Source organism: Pseudoruegeria aquimaris (assembly GCF_900172235.1).
Lineage (GTDB): Bacteria > Pseudomonadota > Alphaproteobacteria > Rhodobacterales > Rhodobacteraceae > Pseudoruegeria > Pseudoruegeria aquimaris.
Genome location: NZ_FWFQ01000015.1, coordinates 82,321 through 97,810, shown reverse-complemented (window position 1 = coordinate 97,810; position 15,490 = coordinate 82,321). Strand labels below are relative to the sequence as shown.

The following is a 15,490-nucleotide window of genomic DNA, read 5'->3' as shown; positions in this document are numbered from 1 at the left end:
AACGTCCGCGTGGTCAGGACCGTCGACCGAGACCTCTACCGCGAACGCAACAAGGTCGAACGGTTCTTCAATCGTCTCAAACACTTCCGCGGCATCGCAACGCGATACTTCAAAACCGCAGCAAACTTCCTCGCCGCACTTCACCTCGCTTGCTCAAGGCTCTGGATCAGACATTATGAGTCCACGACCTAGCCCGGTTCAGGCACGCTGAGCCGGAAGCTGAGCGCTTCGGCCACGTGGGGCTGGCGCACCTGTGCGCTGCCTTCCAGGTCCGCGATGGTTCGGGCCACGCGCAGCACGCGGTGGTAGCCACGGGCCGAGAGCCCGAACCGTTCCGCGGCGCGGGCCAGCATCGCGCGGCCTTCCGCACAGGGGGATGCGATGTCTTCCAGCAGGCGGCCTTCCGCATCGGCGTTCACGCGCACATCCTCCGCCCCGGCAAATCGCTCTTCCTGAAGCTGTCGTGCCCGTGCCACGCGCGCGGCCACCTGCGCGCTGCCGTCGCCCGACTCGGGCAGGTCCAGATCCCGGTAGCTCACCGGCGGCACCTCGATGCGCAGGTCGAACCTGTCCATCAGCGGGCCGGAGATCCGGCCCAGATACTCTGCGCCGCAGTCGGGCACCCGCGCGCAGGCGCGCGCCGGATCGCTCATGTGGCCGCAGCGGCAGGGGTTGGCCGCCGCCACCAGCAGGAAACGGCAGGGGTAGCGCACGTGGGCGTTGGCGCGCGCCACGACGACGTGGCCGGATTCGATCGGCTGGCGCAGGGTTTCCAGCACCTGCCGCGAGAACTCGGGGAATTCGTCCATGAAGAGTACGCCGTTGTGCGCGAGAGAGATCTGGCCCGGCTTCGCCCCCCTGCCGCCGCCGACGATCGCCGCCATCGAGGCGGTATGGTGCGGCTCGCAGAAGGGCCGCGTGCGGGAGATGCCGCCATCCTCGAGCAGCCCGGCGAGGGAATGGATCATCGAGGTCTCCAGCGCCTCGGCCGGGCTGAGCGGCGGCAGAATCCCGGGCAGCCGCGCGGCGAGCATGGATTTGCCGGAGCCCGGCGGCCCGACGAGCAGCAGGTGGTGGCGCCCGGCGGCGGCGATTTCCAGTCCGCGTTTGGCCCGTTCCTGCCCCTTCACCTCGCGCAGATCCCGCGCAAGGCCGGGCGCGTGCACTTCGCCCGGCGCGCTGGGGGCGATGACGGCGCGGCCCGTGAAGTGGCGCACCAGCGCATCGAGGCTGTCGGCGGCGATCACCGGGGTTTCGCCCGCCCAGGCGGCCTCGGCGCCGCAGGCCTTGGGGCACACCAGCGTGCAGCCGGCTTCGGCCGCCGCCATGGCGGCGGGCAGGGCGCCGATCACTCCGACGAGCCGGCCATCGAGCGCCAGCTCGCCGAGCGACACCGTGTTTTCCACCTCTTCGCGCGGCAGGATGTCGAGCGCTGCCAGAAGGCTGAGCGCGATCGGCAGATCGAAATGCGACCCTTCCTTGGGCAGGTCGGCCGGCGAGAGGTTGATGGTGATCCGGCGCGAAGGCAGGGCGATCGACATCGCCGACAGTGCCGCGCGCAGGCGGTCGCGTGCCTCCGAGACCGCCTTGTCCGGAAGGCCCACCACCGAGAAGGCGGGCATGCCGGGCGTCACCGCGCATTGCACCTGGACGATGCGCGCCTCGATGCCCTCGAAGGCAACCGTGTAGGCCTGAGCAACCATGAACGCCTTTCGCCCGCCCGCAACGGGCGGGCCGTCAACCCTGATACAATGGTTAACGGGCGTTTGGTTTAGGAATGGTAAAGGTTCATGAAGGCGGGCCAGGCTTCCGCGTCGGCCACCGTCTTGTCGCGGCAGAAGGCATTGCAGAAGCCGAAGCGCCGCCCGTCCAGTTCCAGCAGGTGGGTGACGGGTTTCCCGGAGTAGGGGCAGGTGCTGTTTTCAGGCGTACCGCCGTCCACGGCGCGGGCGGGCAGCGGTGCCGGGCCGGGCCAGGGCACGGGCACGAAATCGCGCGCGTAGAAGGGCTGGTCGGCGCCGTCCACGAGGCCCATGGCCCGCCAGCGGCGGAAGGCGGTATCGGCCAGATGGGCTTCGACGTAGCTTTGCGCGGCCGGTGCGATCTTCAGCCCGTAGGTGGCGACGCGGGCGGCGACAGGGGCGAAGAAGGCATCCGCCGCGCTGTAGTCTCCGCAGAGCCACGGCCCATCGCTGCCGGTGGTTTCCAGCGCCCAGGCCCAGAGCTCTTCGAGCCGGCGCAGATCCCTCTGCACGGCGTCGTCCGGCTCGAAATCGCCGTAGGCGACGCGCAGGTTCATCGGGCAGGCGTTGCGCAGGGCGGTGAAACCGGTGTGCATCTCGGCCATCAGCGCGCGGGCCACGGCACGCCGCGCCGGGTCGGCGGGCAGCAGGCCGGCGTTGGGGTGGCGGCTGTGCAGTTCCTCGGCGATGGCGAGCGAATCCGGGATCACCGTGCCCGTGGGCGTGCGCAGGGCGGGAACGGTGCGGGCAGGGGAGAAATCGGCCAGCATCGCCGGGAAGGCGTCGGTGTAGAGCCGGCCAAAGCGGCAGGTCACCGGGATGTCGAATTTCTCGAACAGGAGCCAGCCCCGCAGGGACCAGCTGGAATAGGCGCGATCGGCCAGGGCAAGTAGATAGGTCATGACCGCAGCCTATGGGCCGGGCGCGGCGATGGAAAACGATGTTTCCTGACGTCGCCCATCACGGAAGGTGATTGATGAGCGGCGCGCGCCAGCCGTCTCCGTCCACCTCGATGCGGGTGATCGACAGGTTGTCGATCCGGTGGGCGAGGGCCTCGTAGGGCGTGACCCCGAGGCCCTTGCGCACCTGGGTGAGGATGGTGCCGAAATGAGCCACGATGATGATGTCGGCGGCGGGCGGCGCCTTGCGCAGCGCGTCGATCTCGGCGTCGATGCGGGCGGCGGCGGCGTTCCAGCTCTCTCCGCCGGGCGGGGCCGGTTCCCCGGGGCGCTCCCAGTAGGCGCGGGACAGCTCGGGGTGGCTTTCGGCCACCTCGCGCCAGTGCTTGCCGTCCCAGTCGCCGAAATCGAACTCCCTGAGGCCGGCACGGTGGGGCAGGCGCGGCCGTGCGCCGGCGATGGCGTCGGCGGTGGCCACGGCGCGGGACAGATCCGAGGAGATCACCGGCGCGGCGGCGGGCAGGGTCTCCGACACGCGCCGGATCAGCGCGGTATCGGACAGATCGGCGGGCACGTCGCGCCAGCCTGTGAAGGCGGTTTCATGGGTCGGGCCGTGGCGCACCCACCAGAAGCGGATCATGGCAGCCCGCCCTTCAGCGCCAGCGGCAGCCCGGCCATCACCGTGACAACCCGCCCGCAGCGCTCCGCCAGCCGCTGGTTCAGCCGCCCCTGCGCGGCGCGGAAACGCCGCGCCAGCGCGTTTTCAGGGACGATGCCGGCCCCCACCTCGTTGCTGACGATCACGAGATCGGCCCGGCAGGCGTCCACGGCTTCGAGCAGCGCGGCTTCCTCGGCGGCGAGATCGTGCTCCGCGAGCAGGTGGTTCGTCAGCCAGAGCGTGGCGCAATCCAGCAGCGCGGCGCGCCCCTCGGGCAGGCCCGAAAGCACCTCCGCCACCGCGAGGGGGGCTTCGATCGTGTCCCAGCCGGTGCCGCGCTGCATTTTGTGCGCACGAATTTTTTCCTCCATCTCGGCATCGAAGGCCTGCGCGGTGGCAATGTAGAACGGGCGGCTATCCATCTGTTTCACATGGGTTTCCGCCCAGCCCGACTTGCCCGAGCTGGCGCCTCCGATCACCAGGGTCCGCCTTGGAGCCATGCCACTTCACGCCTTCTTGTGATCCAATCTTCACCTGCCTGCGTAACACTAAGCAGGAAACGGACGAAAGATCCGATCCGCTGATAGATAGCCGGGAGATCGGAAATGCCGAAAGACATGACGAGCACGATGTCCATGCCGCGCCAGGCCATGAAGGCCGAGCTTCTGGACGCAGAAACGGAACTCAAGCTGGCCTACGCCTGGCGTGACGAGCGCGACGAGGCCGCCCTGCACCGCCTCGTGACGGCCTACATGCGCCTCGCCATCTCGATGGCGTCGAAATTCCGCCGTTACGGTGCCCCGATGAACGACCTGATCCAGGAAGCCGGGCTTGGCCTGATGAAGGCCGCCGACAAGTTCGACCCGGACCGCGGCGTGCGCTTCTCCACCTACGCGGTGTGGTGGATCAAGGCGTCGATCCAGGATTACGTGATGCGCAACTGGTCCATGGTGCGCACCGGCACCACGGCGAGCCAGAAATCGCTGTTCTTCAACATGAAGCGCGTGCAGGCCCGGCTGGAACGTGAAGCGGGCGCGCGCGGCGAGTATCTCGATGGGCACCAGATCCAGCAGTTGATCGCCACCGAGATCGGCGTGCCGCTGGCCGATGTCCAGATGATGTCGGGCAGGCTCGCGGGCTCCGACTTCTCGCTCAACGCCCAGCAGTCCTCCGACGAAGAGGGCCGCGAGTGGATCGAGGCGCTGGAAGACGAGGGCCCGCAGGCCGCCGAACAGGTGGAGGAGATGCGCGACACCGAGACGATGCGGCGCTGGATCGCCGAAGCGCTCGGCGTGCTGAACGAGCGGGAGCGCTTCATCGTGCAGGCCCGCAAGCTGCGTGAAGATCCCCGCACGCTCCAGAGCCTCGGCGAGGAACTCGGCCTGTCCAAGGAGCGCGTGCGCCAGCTGGAAAGCATAGCCTTCGACAAGATGCGCAAGCACATGGCCGGCCAGAGCCAGCAGGTGCTGGCCTACCTGAACTGAGATCCCCCCCGGTGCCCCCCGCTCTTGCTTCGGCAGGGCGGGGGGCCTAAACCTGAGCAGGTTGCAACAAGGGCGCGGGCGCGAAGATGCTGGCAGGCAAACGGATTTTGCTGATCATCGGCGGTGGGATCGCCGCCTTCAAATCCCTCGATCTGATCCGCCGCCTGCGCGAGCGCGGCGCCAGCGTGACCCCGGTCCTGACGCGGGCCGGGGAGGAGTTCGTGACGCCGCTGTCCGTCTCCGCGCTGGCGGGCCAGAAGGTCTTTAGCGATCTTTTCGATCTGACGGACGAGGCCGAAATGGGCCATATCGAGTTGTCCCGCGCAGCGGATCTCGTCGTGGTGGCGCCGGCCACGGCCGATCTGATGGCGAAGATGGCCGGCGGCCATGCCAATGATCTGGCCTCCACGCTCCTGATGGCCACCGACAAGCGCGTGCTGATCGCCCCGGCGATGAACGTGCGCATGTGGGAGCACCCCGCCACCCAGCGCAACCTCGAAACGCTTGAAACCGATGGCATCCTCATCGTCGGCCCCAACAAGGGCGACATGGCCTGCGGCGAGTATGGCCCGGGCCGGATGGCGGAGCCGCTGGAGATCGTGGCCGCGATCGAGGCGGCGCTGGCCGACGGGCCGCTGAAGGGGCGCCACGTGATCGTCACCTCGGGCCCTACCCACGAGCCGATCGACCCGGTGCGCTACATCGCCAACCGCTCTTCCGGTGCGCAGGGCACCGCGCTGGCGCGGGCGCTGGTGGCGCTGGGCGCGGATGTCACCTTCATCACCGGGCCTGCCGACGTGCCGCCGCCCGCGGGCGTGAACCTGGTGCGGGTGCAGACGGCCCGCCAGATGAAGGAGGCGGTCGAGGCCGCGCTGCCGGCGGATGCCGCCGTCTTCGCCGCCGCCGTGGCCGACTGGCGGGTGGCCAGCGAAAGCGCCTCCAAGATCAAGAAGGACGGCAAGGGCAGCCTGCCGGTCCTGGAATTCGCCGAGAACCCCGATATCCTGGCCGGCGTCAGCCGGATGAAGCAGGGCCGCCCGGCGCTGGTGGTCGGCTTCGCGGCCGAAACCGACGACGTGATCGCCCATGCCACGGCCAAGCGGGCGCGCAAGGGCTGCGACTGGATCGTGGCCAATGATGTGTCGCCCGAAACCGGCATCATGGGCGGCAGCGAGAACGCGGTGACGCTGATCCGCGAAGACGGGGCCGAAAGCTGGCCGCGCATGGGCAAGGATCAGGTCGCGAACCGGCTGGCGCAGGAAATCGCGGAGGCCCTCTCGTGAGCCCGCTGATCCGCGTCAGTCGCACCGAAACCGCCGATCCCGCCCTGCCGCTGCCCGCCTACGAGACGGCGGGCGCCGCGGGCGCGGATCTGCGCGCCGATCTTCCCGGCCGGGCGCCGGTGACGCTTGCTCCCGGGGAACGGGCGCTCATTCCAACCGGGCTGCGGCTGGAGATCCCGCCTGGATACGAGGTGCAGATCCGCCCGCGTTCGGGCCTTGCGCTCAAACACGGTATCACCCTGCCCAACACGCCGGGCACCATCGACAGCGATTACCGCGGCCCCCTCGGCGTGATCCTGATGAACGCGGGGCAGGAGGCCTTCACCGTCGCCCACGGCGACAGGATCGCCCAGATGATCGTGGCGCCGGTGGTGCAGGCCCGCTTCGAACTGGCCGATACCCTGAGCGAAACGGACCGCGGCGCGGGGGGCTTCGGCTCCACCGGGCGCGGCTGAGCCGGCAGGGAAGGGCAGCGGACGGGCAGCACAATGGGCAACATCCTCTTCGTCATGGCGGTGATCTGGATCGCGGGGCACTTCATGGGCGCGCCGCGCCGGCTGCGCTTGGCGTTGATCGCGGTGATCTACCTCGCGATGATCGCCATCCATCTCACGCTGCCCGCCGATGCGCCGCTGCGGATGAACACCGGCGGTTCCGTGGCCAACTGGCTGATCCTCGGCGGCGCGGCGGCGCTGGTGTTCGCCTACCGGGCGCTCCTGATCCGCCTGCGCGGGCGCCATGACGGGCGGCAGGCCGAGGCCGAAGCGGCGGCGGAAGCCGGCGCCGGGCCCTTCTCAGACACCGAGTTGGAGCGCTATGCCCGCCACATCGTGCTGCGGGAACTGGGCGGGCCGGGGCAGAAGCGCCTGAAGGATGCGCGCGTTCTGGTGATCGGCGCCGGCGGGCTCGGATCGCCGGCCTTGCTCTACCTCGCGGCGGCGGGCGTGGGCACCATCGGCGTGATCGACGCCGATGTCGTTGACAACTCCAACCTGCAGCGGCAGGTGATCCACACCGACGGGCGCATCGGCGCGGCGAAGGTCTTTTCCGCCGAGGCCGCGATGCGGGCGCAGAACCCCCATATCGTGGTGAAGCCCTACAATCGGCGCCTCACCGAGGAGATCGCGCAGGATCTGTTTGCCGAGTATGATCTCGTGCTTGACGGCACCGACAATTTCGCCACCCGCTACCTCGTGAACGCCACCTGCGTTGCGCTGGGCAAGCCTCTGATTTCCGGGGCTCTTACCCAGTGGGAGGGGCAGATCAGCCTGTTCGATCCCGCCCTCGGCGCGCCCTGCTACCAATGCGTGTTCCCCGAGGCGCCCGCACCCGAACTGGCGCCCTCCTGCGCGGCCGCCGGGGTGCTGGGGCCCTTGCCCGGCGTGATCGGCACGATGATGGCGGTGGAAGCGGTGAAGGAGATCGCGCGCGCCGGCGAGGGGCTGCGGGGCCGGCTGATGATCTACGATGCGCTCTATGCCGAAACCCGCAGCATTTCCGTGTCGAAACGCGCCGACTGCCCCTGCTGCGGGCAGCGATAGCGCTTGCGGGGCAGGGGGCTTCGGCTCTAGGTTCGCCCGCAAAACAACTTCCAGCAGGAGATCCCGATGTCCGCCCTCAAGCCTGTTCTGGCCGCCGCCTTCACAAGCCTTGCCACCCTGGCCGCCGCCGCCGATCTGCCCGATCTTGGCGGACGCGAGATCGTGGTGGTGACGGAAAACGCCTACCCGCCGCTGCAATTCGTCGATCCCGCCAGCGGCGAGGCCATCGGCTGGGAATATGACGCCATGGCCGAGATCGCCGAGCGCCTGAACGCCACGATCACCTACGAGAACATCAGCTGGGACGCGATGATCCCCGCCGTGTCCGAAGGCCAGTATGACATCGGCATGACCGGCATCACCATCCGCGAGGATCGCGCCGAGATCGTGGATTTCTCCGATGCCTACATGCGCTCGGAGATGGTCATGCTGGTGCGCGGGGACGAAGACCGCTTCAGCGATGCCGCGAGCTTCGCCGCCAACGAGGATCTTCTGATGGCCGCGCAGCCGGGCACCACGCCCTTCTACGTCGGCGTCTACGACGTGCTCGACGGCAACGAGGCGAATCCGCGCATCAAGCTGTTCGAAACCTTCGGCGCCGGGGTGCAGGCTCTGCGCAGCGGTGACGTGGATCTCGTCCTGACCGACGGCACCGCCGGCAACGGCTACGTGGCTGCCTCCGAGGGCGCGCTGAAGATCGTGGGCGAGAAGCTGGGCACCGAGGATTTCGGTTTCATCTTCCCGAAAGGCTCCGACCTGGTGGAGCCGATCAACGCCGCCATCGCCGCGATGAAGGAAGACGGCACGCTCGACGCGCTGAACACCAAGTGGTTCCTCGATTACAAAGTCGGCGGATGAGCCGAAGGCGGATGCAGGGCGGCGCGGGGCGGCTCCGGCCACTGGCAGGGCTGCCCGGCGCGCCGCCGGGCGAAATGATCTGAACCATGAACTCCAGGAAACCCGATTTCCCGTGGTGGCTGCTCGCGGTGGCCGCCATCGGCCTCTATCTCTTCTACGAGGTGGCGACGGACGATCTGTATCGGCAGATCCTGCGCACGCTCTCCAAGGGGATCGGGATCACCGTCTTCGTCACCATCGTGGCCTTCGCGCTGGCCAGCCTGCTGGGCCTGCTGCTGGCGCTGGCGGCGGGCTCGCGCTGGCTCGTGATCCGGCAGGCCGCCCGCTTCTACACCGAAGTCATCCGCGGCATCCCGATCATCGTGCTGCTGCTCTACGTGGCCTTCGTGCTGGCGCCGGCCCTGGTGGCCTTCTGGAACTGGGGCGCCGGGCTGATCGGGTTGGAGCCGATCCGCACCCGCGATTTCAGCCTGCTCTGGCGCGCCGTCATCGCGCTGACGATCGCCTATTCGGCCTTCATCGGCGAAGTGTTCCGTGCCGGGCTGCAATCGGTGGACGAGGGCCAGATCGAGGCGGCGCAGGCGCTGGGGCTGTCGCGCTGGCATCGCTTCCGCTTCATCGTCTTTCCGCAGGCCATCCGCACGATCCTGCCGCCGCTGGGCAATGATTTCATCGCCATGGTGAAGGATTCCTCGCTCGTCTCCGTGCTCGGCGTGCTCGACATCACGCAGCTGGGCAAGGTCACCGCGGCCGGGAATTTCCGCTACTTCGAGACCTACAACGTGGTGGCGCTGATCTACCTGACGATGACGATCACCCTTTCGCTGGCGCTGCGGCAGCTCGAGAAGAAACTGCGCAGCAAGGGGCAGGCGGGGGACTTCTGAACCGGCTGTGCTATCCTCTACCCCACGATGCATTTTCAATCTGGGAGGATAGTATGAAGAAACTCTTTGCCGTTGCCCTGCTCGCCGCCGCGCCTGCCTTCGCCGGGAAGACGCCCTCGCCCGAGGGCGCGCAGGTCTACATCATCAGCCCGAAGGATGGTGAAACCGTCTCCGGCCCGGTGACGGTGGCCTTCGGCGCCGTGGGCATCGGCGTGGCGCCCGCGGGCGTGGAATGGGACAACACAGGCCACCACCACCTGTTCATCGACCGCGCCCCGTTTGATGCCGCGGCCGATGGCATGGAGCCGATTCCGGCCGATGACAACCACAAGCATTTCGGCGGCGGCCAGACGCAGGTGACGCTCGATCTGGCGCCCGGCACGCATACGCTTCAGCTGGTGATGGGGGATGCCTTCCACGTCGCCCACGAGCCGCCCGTCGTCTCCGAGGTCGTCACCATCACCGTCGAATGAACGCCCGAGGCTCCGCCGCTTCGGCAGCGGGGCCGCACAGCCGCGCGTCGCGGCGCATTGCCGCCCGCGCCTCTGGAACTTCCCGTCCCGCAGCCTTAGCTTGCCGGGGAACAAAGGAGTTCCCCGCATGTCAAACCCGCTGCTTCTTCCCTGGAACACACCCTTCGGCCTGCCGCCTTTCGCGCAGATCTCCGACGATGATTTCGCCCCCGCCTTCGAGGCGGCGCTGGCCGAGGCGCGCGCCAATGTCGCCGCCATCGCCGACAACCCGGAACCTCCCACCTTCGCCAACACCATCGAGGCGCTGGAACTCGCCGATGCCAGCCTCGGGCGCGTGCTGGGGGTGTTCTACAACCTGGCCGGCGCCGACAGCAATCCGGCCCGGCAGGCGCTTCAGCGGGAGTTCTCGCCCAAGCTCGCCGCCTACGGCTCCGAGATCACCATGAACAAGGCCCTCTTCGCGCGCATCGAAGCACTCTGGGCGAGGCGCGGCGATCTGGGGCTCACCCCCGAGCAGGAACGCGTGCTGATGCTGACCCGCCGCAGCTTCGTGCGCGCCGGGGCGCAGCTTGACGGCGCGCCGGCGGAGCGGCTGAAGGAGGTGAAGGAGCGGCTCGCGGTTCTGGGCACGCAGTTCACGCAGAACCTGCTGGCCGATGAAAGCGAATGGTTCATGGAACTGTCCGAGGCGGATCTGGAGGGGCTTCCGGATTTCGTGCTGGCCGCCGCTCGGGCCGCGGCGCAGGAGAGGGGCATCGAGGGCCACGTGATCACGCTCTCGCGCTCGCTCATCGTGCCGTTCCTGCAATTCTCGCCGCGCCGGGAGTTGCGCCGCAAGGCCTTCGAGGCCTGGTGCGCCCGCGGCGCAAACGGCGGCGAGACCGACAACCGCGCGATCACCGTCGAGACCCTCGCGCTGCGCGAGGAGCGGGCGCGCCTTCTGGGCTACGAGAACTTCTCCGCCTTCAAGCTTGAGACCGAGATGGCGAAGACGCCCGAGGCCGTGCGCGATCTGCTGATGGCCGTCTGGGCCCCGGCCAAGGCGCAGGCCGACGCCGACGCCGAGGTGCTTCAGGAGATGATGCGCGCCGACGGGATCAACGGCGATCTGGAAGCCTGGGACTGGCGCTACTACGCGGAGAAGCGGCGCAAGGCCGAGCACGATCTGGACGAGGCCGAACTCAAGCCCTTCCTGCAACTCGACAAGATGATCGAAGCGGCCTTCGACTGCGCCACCCGGCTCTTCGGTCTCGGCTTCAAGCCGCTGGACCTGCCGCTCTACCACCCCGACGTGCGCGCCTGGGAAGTGCTGCGCGACGGGCGGCACATGGCCGTTTTCATCGGCGACTATTTCGCCCGCGCCTCCAAGCGCTCCGGCGCGTGGTGCTCGGCGATGCGCAGCCAGAAGAAGCTCGGCGGCGAGGTGCGCCCGATCGTGGTGAACGTGTGCAACTTCGCCAAGCCCGAGGCGGGGCAGCCGGCGCTGCTCTCCTTCGACGATGCGCGCACGCTGTTCCACGAGTTCGGCCACGCGCTGCACCAGATGCTGTCTGACGTGACCTACGAGTCGATTTCGGGCACCTCCGTGGCCCGCGATTTCGTGGAACTGCCCAGCCAGCTCTACGAGCACTGGCTCTCGGTGCCCGAGGTGCTGTCGCGCTACGCCGTGCACGCCGAGACCGGCGAGCCGATGCCGAAGGATCTGCTGGATCGCCTTCTCAAGGCGCAGAATTTCGACATGGGCTTCCAGACGGTCGAATACGTGGCCTCCGCGCTCGTGGATCTCGCCTTCCACAGCGGCCCGGCCCCGGCCGACACGATGGCGCGCCAGGCCGAGATCCTGGAGGAGATCGGGATGCCGAAGGCGATCCGGATGCGCCACGCCACGCCGCAGTTCGCCCATGTCTTCGCGGGCGACGGCTATTCCTCGGGCTACTACAGCTACATGTGGAGCGAGGTGATGGATGCCGACGCCTTCGCTGCCTTCGAGGAGGCGGGCGATCCTTTCGATGCGGAGATGGCGCAGCGGCTGGAGTCGCGGATCCTCTCCACCGGCGGCTCGGAAGAAGCCGAAACGCTCTACACCGATTTCCGCGGGCGGATGCCGGGTGTCGAAGCGCTGCTCAAGGGGCGCGGGCTGGTGGCGGCGGAGTAGAAGCATCTTGCCCGGCGGGCACCGCCGGGCAGCCCCCGCCCGCCCCCAAGGCGGGGGCTTTCAGCCCCCACCACGGGCAGGGGCTTCCCGGCTCGGGAACCTTGAAAGGCCTACGGCGCCGGATCCTTGTGGATGATCAGGTCCACCTCGGGAAACCGAGTGCAGATCTCGCGCTTCAGGGAAGCGCCGATCTCGTGGGCCTCGAAAAGCGGTAGGCGCCCGTCCACCTCGATGTGCAGGTTGATGAAAACCTTCGAGCCGGCCGAGCGGCTGCGCAGATCGTGGTGGCCGTGCACGCCGGGCCAGCCGTCGACGATCCTTTCCACCTCCGCCACGAGCGCCGGATCGGCGGCCCTGTCCATCAGCGCGTCCCACGCGCCCTTGCCGATGTGTAGCGCACTCGCCACCAGCATCGCGGCGGTGGCGATGGCGATGACGCTGTCGAGGTGGTTCAGCCCGAAGCGCGCGGCGGCGAAGAGCGCGACGATGGCGCCGATGTTGGGCACCAGGTCCGACATGTAGTGCAGCGAGTCCGCGGCCACGACCCGGTTGCCCGTGCGCGAGACGACGAAGCGCTGGAAGAGCACGAGCGCCAGCGCCAGCGCCACCGAAACCGCCATCACGATCATGCCGGTGGTCTCCTGCGTCAGGGCGGGCGGCGCCTCCGACAGCAGCCGCCGCACCGCGGCCACGCCGATCAGCCCGGCGGCCACGAGGATGAAGGCCGACTGCCCCAGCGCGGCCAGATCCTCGGCGCTGCTGTGGCCGAAGGCGTGGTCTTCGTCGGGCGGGCGCTGGGCGTAGAGGATGGCCGCCAGCGCCCCGAGGCTCATCAGCAGATCCAGCGCGCTGTCGGTGAGGGAGGACGCCACCGAGAGCGATCCCGTGGCGGCCAGTGCCCAGAGCTTGAGCGCCACGAGCACGAGCGCCACCGCGGTGGAGGCGATCCCGGCCCAGGCGCCGAGCCGATTGCGTTCCTGATGCTGCATCCCGATCCCCGCCGCGGAGTTTGGCTTCAGGCGGCGGCATAGCGCAGGCGGCCTGTGGGCCGCAAGCCTGCGCCTATTCGCGGATCTCGTCGGGTTTGACGCCCCAGAGCGCCGATTTCGGCGCCCAGCCGCGATAGCCCTCGGCGGAGAGCCGGCACCATGTTTCGGTGCATTCGCCCAGCCGGGCGATCACGCCGGCCTCCAGCCGCACGGTTTCCGGGCTGCGTTCGTCGGGGCGGGCGCGCAGGGCGAGGAGATCCTGCTCGACGATCACCGTGCGCGTGCCCGAGAGCATCGCGTAGTGCACCCAGCCACCCGCGCCCTCGCGATCGCGCACCCGGCGCCAGTGGCCGTATTCGCCGGTGATCTCCAGCGGCATGTCACGGCGCTTGAACACCCAGTCGATGCGGTGCGTCAGGCTCGGTCCGCGCCGCACGTTGGCCTCGCCAGCCTTCATCGAGACGAACCGGGGAATCGGAAGATTGGTCACGGGGCCGCGTTCCTCGGCCCATGAGCCGGTGCAAAACAGGGAAATCATACTCGCCACGAAGATGGCGCGCGCTTGAAGCCGCATCCTGCCTCCACACTTCAAACCTGTCGGCGAAAGAAAATTGCTCGCCGGACCCTCAAACCATGCGGCGGGTTCTTGTGCCCGCCGTCGCTAGCGGGCAGTGTGGCACCTGCCGCGAGCGATTGGAAGAAAAGGGAAGCTGCCAATGCCATCCAAACGCCTGAGTGTTGTCGTCACGCGACGGTTGCCGGAGGTCGTCGAGACCCGCATGAAGGAGCTCTTCGACGTCGAACTGCGCGAGGACGATACGCCGATGTCGAAACGCGAGATCGTGGAGGCGATGCAACGGGCCGACGTGCTGGTGCCCACGATCACCGACACGATCGACGGCGGGATGCTGGGGCAGGCCGGGGAGCGGCTGAAACTCATTGCAAGCTACGGCGCGGGCGTGGATCACATCGATGTCCAGACGGCGCGGCAGCGGGGCATTCTCGTGTCCAACACGCCCGACGTGCTGACCGATGACACCGCCGACATGGCGATCGCGCTCATCATCGGCCTGAAGCGCCGCCTCGTGGAGGGCGTGCGCATGGTGCAGGACGGCGGCTGGGACGGCTGGGCGCCGACCGGCATGCTGGGCCACCGCGTCGCCGGGAAACGGCTCGGCATCCTCGGGATGGGCCGGATCGGCCAGGCCGTGGCCAAGCGCGCCAGGGCCTTCGGGATGCAGATCCACTACCACAACCGCCGCAGGCTGCACCGCGACATCGAGGAAAGCCTCGAGGCCACCTACTGGGAAAGCCTCGACCAGATGATCAGCCGGGTGGACATCCTCTCGGTGAACTGCCCGCATACACCGGCCACCTTCCACCTCGTGAACGCCCGCCGGCTGAAGCTGATGAAGCCCACCTCCGTGATCGTGAATACCTCGCGCGGAGAGGTGATCGACGAGGCCGCGCTCACCCGTGCCCTGCGGGCCGGAGAGATCGCCGGGGCGGCGCTGGACGTCTACGAGAAGGGCCAGATGGTGAACCCGCGGCTGGCGGATCTGCCCAACGTGATCCTGCTGCCGCACATGGGCTCGGCCACCGAGGAAGGGCGGATCGAGATGGGCGAGAAGGTCATCATCAACATCAAGACCTTCGAAGACGGCCATCGGCCCCCCGATCAGGTGGTGCCGTCCATGCTCTAGGGCGTGACAGCCACCGGTGCAGCGCGTAAACTCCTGACGATTTTAGCGGAATTGGCCTTCGAGGCCGGTTTTCAACGAGCAGGACGGCGGGCGATTGGCCCGCGAGCGAGCCACCGGAGGTCGCCCATGGCAGCCAAGCGCCGCAAGGTATTTCAGATCGGGTTCAACAGGTGCGGCACGCGCGCCATCGCGCGTTTCCTCGAGCACCACGGCTACCGCGCCGCCCATTGGGAGTTCGGCCAGCTCGCAAAGGATCTGAAGCAGGACATCGCTGAAGGGCGGCGCCCCCTGGGCGGCTGGGCCGATTTCGACGTGTTCACCGATATGGAACTGGTGGACGATGAAACCTGCATCGAGGGGTTTCGGGAGTTCCGCGCGCTCCACGAGGCCTACCCGAAGGCCCTGTTCGTGTTGAATACGCGGGACGTGGAAACCTGGTTGCGCAGCCGCGCACGCCACGCCGAGGGGGTGTATCTGCAAAGCTACCGCAAGCACCACGGCCTGCCGCACCGGCACGCCGTGCTCGACAAGTGGCGGCGCGACTGGTTCGAACATCATCTGGATGTTCTGGACTATTTCTCCGGCGCCCGGCGCGAGAATCTGCTGCTTTGGAGCATAGAACGCCCGAATTTCAAGGGGTTGTCCGTGAAGCTCGGGCATGCGCTCGACGAGGCGGCATGGCATCAGGTCGGCAGCGCCGAGGCGGACGCGGGTTTTCCGCGCGTTTTCTGAGGTTCACCGCCCGCAGCGACGGAAAGCCCCGCCCGCGCCGTATCACCCCCAGTGACAAGGCGCAGGGAGGCGCGGATGGCGCTCAAACC

17 protein-coding genes are annotated in these 15,490 nt (G+C 68.2%); 11 read left to right on the top strand and 6 right to left on the bottom strand.

Annotated elements, in window-relative coordinates:
• The coding region (locus tag PSA7680_RS11605; protein ID WP_217808310.1) for a transposase at nt 1-192 on the top strand (192 nt) is incomplete at its 5' end.
• On the opposite strand, the gene PSA7680_RS11600 is transcribed toward PSA7680_RS11605, so the two are convergent.
• The 4 genes from PSA7680_RS11600 to cobU form a co-directional block, all read right to left on the bottom strand.
• Complete coding sequence (locus PSA7680_RS11600) at nt 189-1,703, bottom strand: YifB family Mg chelatase-like AAA ATPase (protein WP_085868883.1); 1,515 nt, start codon at nt 1,701-1,703, stop codon at nt 189-191. The genes PSA7680_RS11605 and PSA7680_RS11600 overlap by 4 nt on opposite strands.
• Before the next feature lie 68 nt (nt 1,704-1,771).
• Nucleotides 1,772-2,644, bottom strand: coding sequence for a glutathione S-transferase (locus PSA7680_RS11595; protein WP_085868882.1), 873 nt, complete (start codon nt 2,642-2,644; stop codon nt 1,772-1,774).
• A gap of 58 nt (nt 2,645-2,702) precedes the next feature.
• Nucleotides 2,703-3,281 carry a histidine phosphatase family protein gene (locus tag PSA7680_RS11590; protein ID WP_085868881.1) on the bottom strand — a complete coding sequence of 193 codons (579 nt, stop codon included), beginning with the start codon at nt 3,279-3,281 and terminating at the stop codon, nt 2,703-2,705.
• Nucleotides 3,278-3,799 carry a bifunctional adenosylcobinamide kinase/adenosylcobinamide-phosphate guanylyltransferase gene (gene cobU, locus PSA7680_RS11585; RefSeq protein ID WP_085868880.1) on the bottom strand — a complete coding sequence of 174 codons (522 nt, stop codon included), beginning with the start codon at nt 3,797-3,799 and terminating at the stop codon, nt 3,278-3,280. Before cobU ends, PSA7680_RS11590 begins: the two co-directional genes overlap by 4 nt.
• A gap of 105 nt (nt 3,800-3,904) precedes the next feature.
• Here cobU and PSA7680_RS11580 point away from each other — a divergent pair, with 105 nt between their 5' ends.
• The 8 genes from PSA7680_RS11580 (at nt 3,905) to PSA7680_RS11545 (ending at nt 11,977) form a co-directional block, all read left to right on the top strand.
• The gene (locus PSA7680_RS11580; protein WP_085868879.1) at nt 3,905-4,783 is read left to right on the top strand and encodes an RNA polymerase factor sigma-32; all 879 of its coding nucleotides are present in this window, start codon (nt 3,905-3,907) and stop codon (nt 4,781-4,783) included.
• A gap of 86 nt (nt 4,784-4,869) precedes the next feature.
• Nucleotides 4,870-6,066 (top strand): bifunctional phosphopantothenoylcysteine decarboxylase/phosphopantothenate--cysteine ligase CoaBC, encoded by a 1,197-nt coding sequence (gene coaBC / locus PSA7680_RS11575; RefSeq protein ID WP_085868878.1) that lies wholly within the window; start codon nt 4,870-4,872, stop codon nt 6,064-6,066.
• Nucleotides 6,063-6,521, top strand: a complete 459-nt coding sequence (gene dut / locus PSA7680_RS11570) for a dUTP diphosphatase (protein ID WP_139838626.1) — start codon at nt 6,063-6,065, stop codon at nt 6,519-6,521. The genes coaBC and dut overlap by 4 nt, the downstream gene beginning before the upstream one ends.
• 33 nt (nt 6,522-6,554) lie before the next feature.
• Nucleotides 6,555-7,607 (top strand): HesA/MoeB/ThiF family protein, encoded by a 1,053-nt coding sequence (locus PSA7680_RS11565; RefSeq protein WP_085868877.1) that lies wholly within the window; start codon nt 6,555-6,557, stop codon nt 7,605-7,607.
• A gap of 66 nt (nt 7,608-7,673) precedes the next feature.
• A complete protein-coding gene (locus tag PSA7680_RS11560; protein WP_085868876.1) occupies nt 7,674-8,465 on the top strand; it encodes a transporter substrate-binding domain-containing protein in 792 nt (263 codons plus the stop codon).
• A gap of 86 nt (nt 8,466-8,551) precedes the next feature.
• A complete protein-coding gene (locus PSA7680_RS11555; RefSeq protein ID WP_085868875.1) occupies nt 8,552-9,349 on the top strand; it encodes an amino acid ABC transporter permease in 798 nt (265 codons plus the stop codon).
• A gap of 53 nt (nt 9,350-9,402) precedes the next feature.
• The gene (locus PSA7680_RS11550) at nt 9,403-9,822 is read left to right on the top strand and encodes a DUF4399 domain-containing protein (protein WP_085868874.1); all 420 of its coding nucleotides are present in this window, start codon (nt 9,403-9,405) and stop codon (nt 9,820-9,822) included.
• 127 nt (nt 9,823-9,949) lie between these two features.
• Entirely contained in the window at nt 9,950-11,977 is a 2,028-nt protein-coding gene (locus tag PSA7680_RS11545; protein WP_085868873.1) for a M3 family metallopeptidase, read from the top strand.
• A gap of 110 nt (nt 11,978-12,087) precedes the next feature.
• Here the strand turns inward: PSA7680_RS11545 and PSA7680_RS11540 are convergent, their stop codons facing one another.
• Entirely contained in the window at nt 12,088-12,966 is an 879-nt protein-coding gene (locus tag PSA7680_RS11540) for a cation diffusion facilitator family transporter (protein ID WP_085868872.1), read from the bottom strand.
• Nucleotides 12,967-13,039: 73 nt separating this feature from the next.
• Nucleotides 13,040-13,504, bottom strand: coding sequence for an SH3 domain-containing protein (locus PSA7680_RS11535; protein WP_245824605.1), 465 nt, complete (start codon nt 13,502-13,504; stop codon nt 13,040-13,042).
• Between the two features lie 178 nt (nt 13,505-13,682).
• Here PSA7680_RS11535 and PSA7680_RS11530 point away from each other — a divergent pair, with 178 nt between their 5' ends.
• Both PSA7680_RS11530 and PSA7680_RS11525 read left to right on the top strand, forming a co-directional pair.
• A complete protein-coding gene (locus PSA7680_RS11530; RefSeq protein WP_085868870.1) occupies nt 13,683-14,669 on the top strand; it encodes a 2-hydroxyacid dehydrogenase in 987 nt (328 codons plus the stop codon).
• 3 nt (nt 14,670-14,672) lie between these two features.
• The gene (locus tag PSA7680_RS11525; protein WP_139838625.1) at nt 14,673-15,401 is read left to right on the top strand and encodes a sulfotransferase; all 729 of its coding nucleotides are present in this window, start codon (nt 14,673-14,675) and stop codon (nt 15,399-15,401) included.
• Nucleotides 15,402-15,490 lie beyond the last annotated feature (89 nt).

Coding starts and splice junctions, on each gene's coding strand:
- PSA7680_RS11580 (WP_085868879.1), top strand. CDS start 3,905: ATGCCGAAAGACATGACGAGCACGATGTCCATGCCGCGCCAGGCCATG.
- PSA7680_RS11595 (WP_085868882.1), bottom strand. CDS start 2,644: ATGACCTATCTACTTGCCCTGGCCGATCGCGCCTATTCCAGCTGGTCC.
- PSA7680_RS11530 (WP_085868870.1), top strand. CDS start 13,683: ATGCCATCCAAACGCCTGAGTGTTGTCGTCACGCGACGGTTGCCGGAG.
- PSA7680_RS11565 (WP_085868877.1), top strand. CDS start 6,555: ATGGGCAACATCCTCTTCGTCATGGCGGTGATCTGGATCGCGGGGCAC.
- PSA7680_RS11545 (WP_085868873.1), top strand. CDS start 9,950: ATGTCAAACCCGCTGCTTCTTCCCTGGAACACACCCTTCGGCCTGCCG.
- PSA7680_RS11600 (WP_085868883.1), bottom strand. CDS start 1,703: ATGGTTGCTCAGGCCTACACGGTTGCCTTCGAGGGCATCGAGGCGCGC.
- PSA7680_RS11555 (WP_085868875.1), top strand. CDS start 8,552: ATGAACTCCAGGAAACCCGATTTCCCGTGGTGGCTGCTCGCGGTGGCC.
- PSA7680_RS11550 (WP_085868874.1), top strand. CDS start 9,403: ATGAAGAAACTCTTTGCCGTTGCCCTGCTCGCCGCCGCGCCTGCCTTC.
- PSA7680_RS11540 (WP_085868872.1), bottom strand. CDS start 12,966: ATGCAGCATCAGGAACGCAATCGGCTCGGCGCCTGGGCCGGGATCGCC.
- coaBC (WP_085868878.1), top strand. CDS start 4,870: ATGCTGGCAGGCAAACGGATTTTGCTGATCATCGGCGGTGGGATCGCC.
- PSA7680_RS11590 (WP_085868881.1), bottom strand. CDS start 3,281: ATGATCCGCTTCTGGTGGGTGCGCCACGGCCCGACCCATGAAACCGCC.
- cobU (WP_085868880.1), bottom strand. CDS start 3,799: ATGGCTCCAAGGCGGACCCTGGTGATCGGAGGCGCCAGCTCGGGCAAG.
- PSA7680_RS11560 (WP_085868876.1), top strand. CDS start 7,674: ATGTCCGCCCTCAAGCCTGTTCTGGCCGCCGCCTTCACAAGCCTTGCC.
- PSA7680_RS11535 (WP_245824605.1), bottom strand. CDS start 13,504: ATGATTTCCCTGTTTTGCACCGGCTCATGGGCCGAGGAACGCGGCCCC.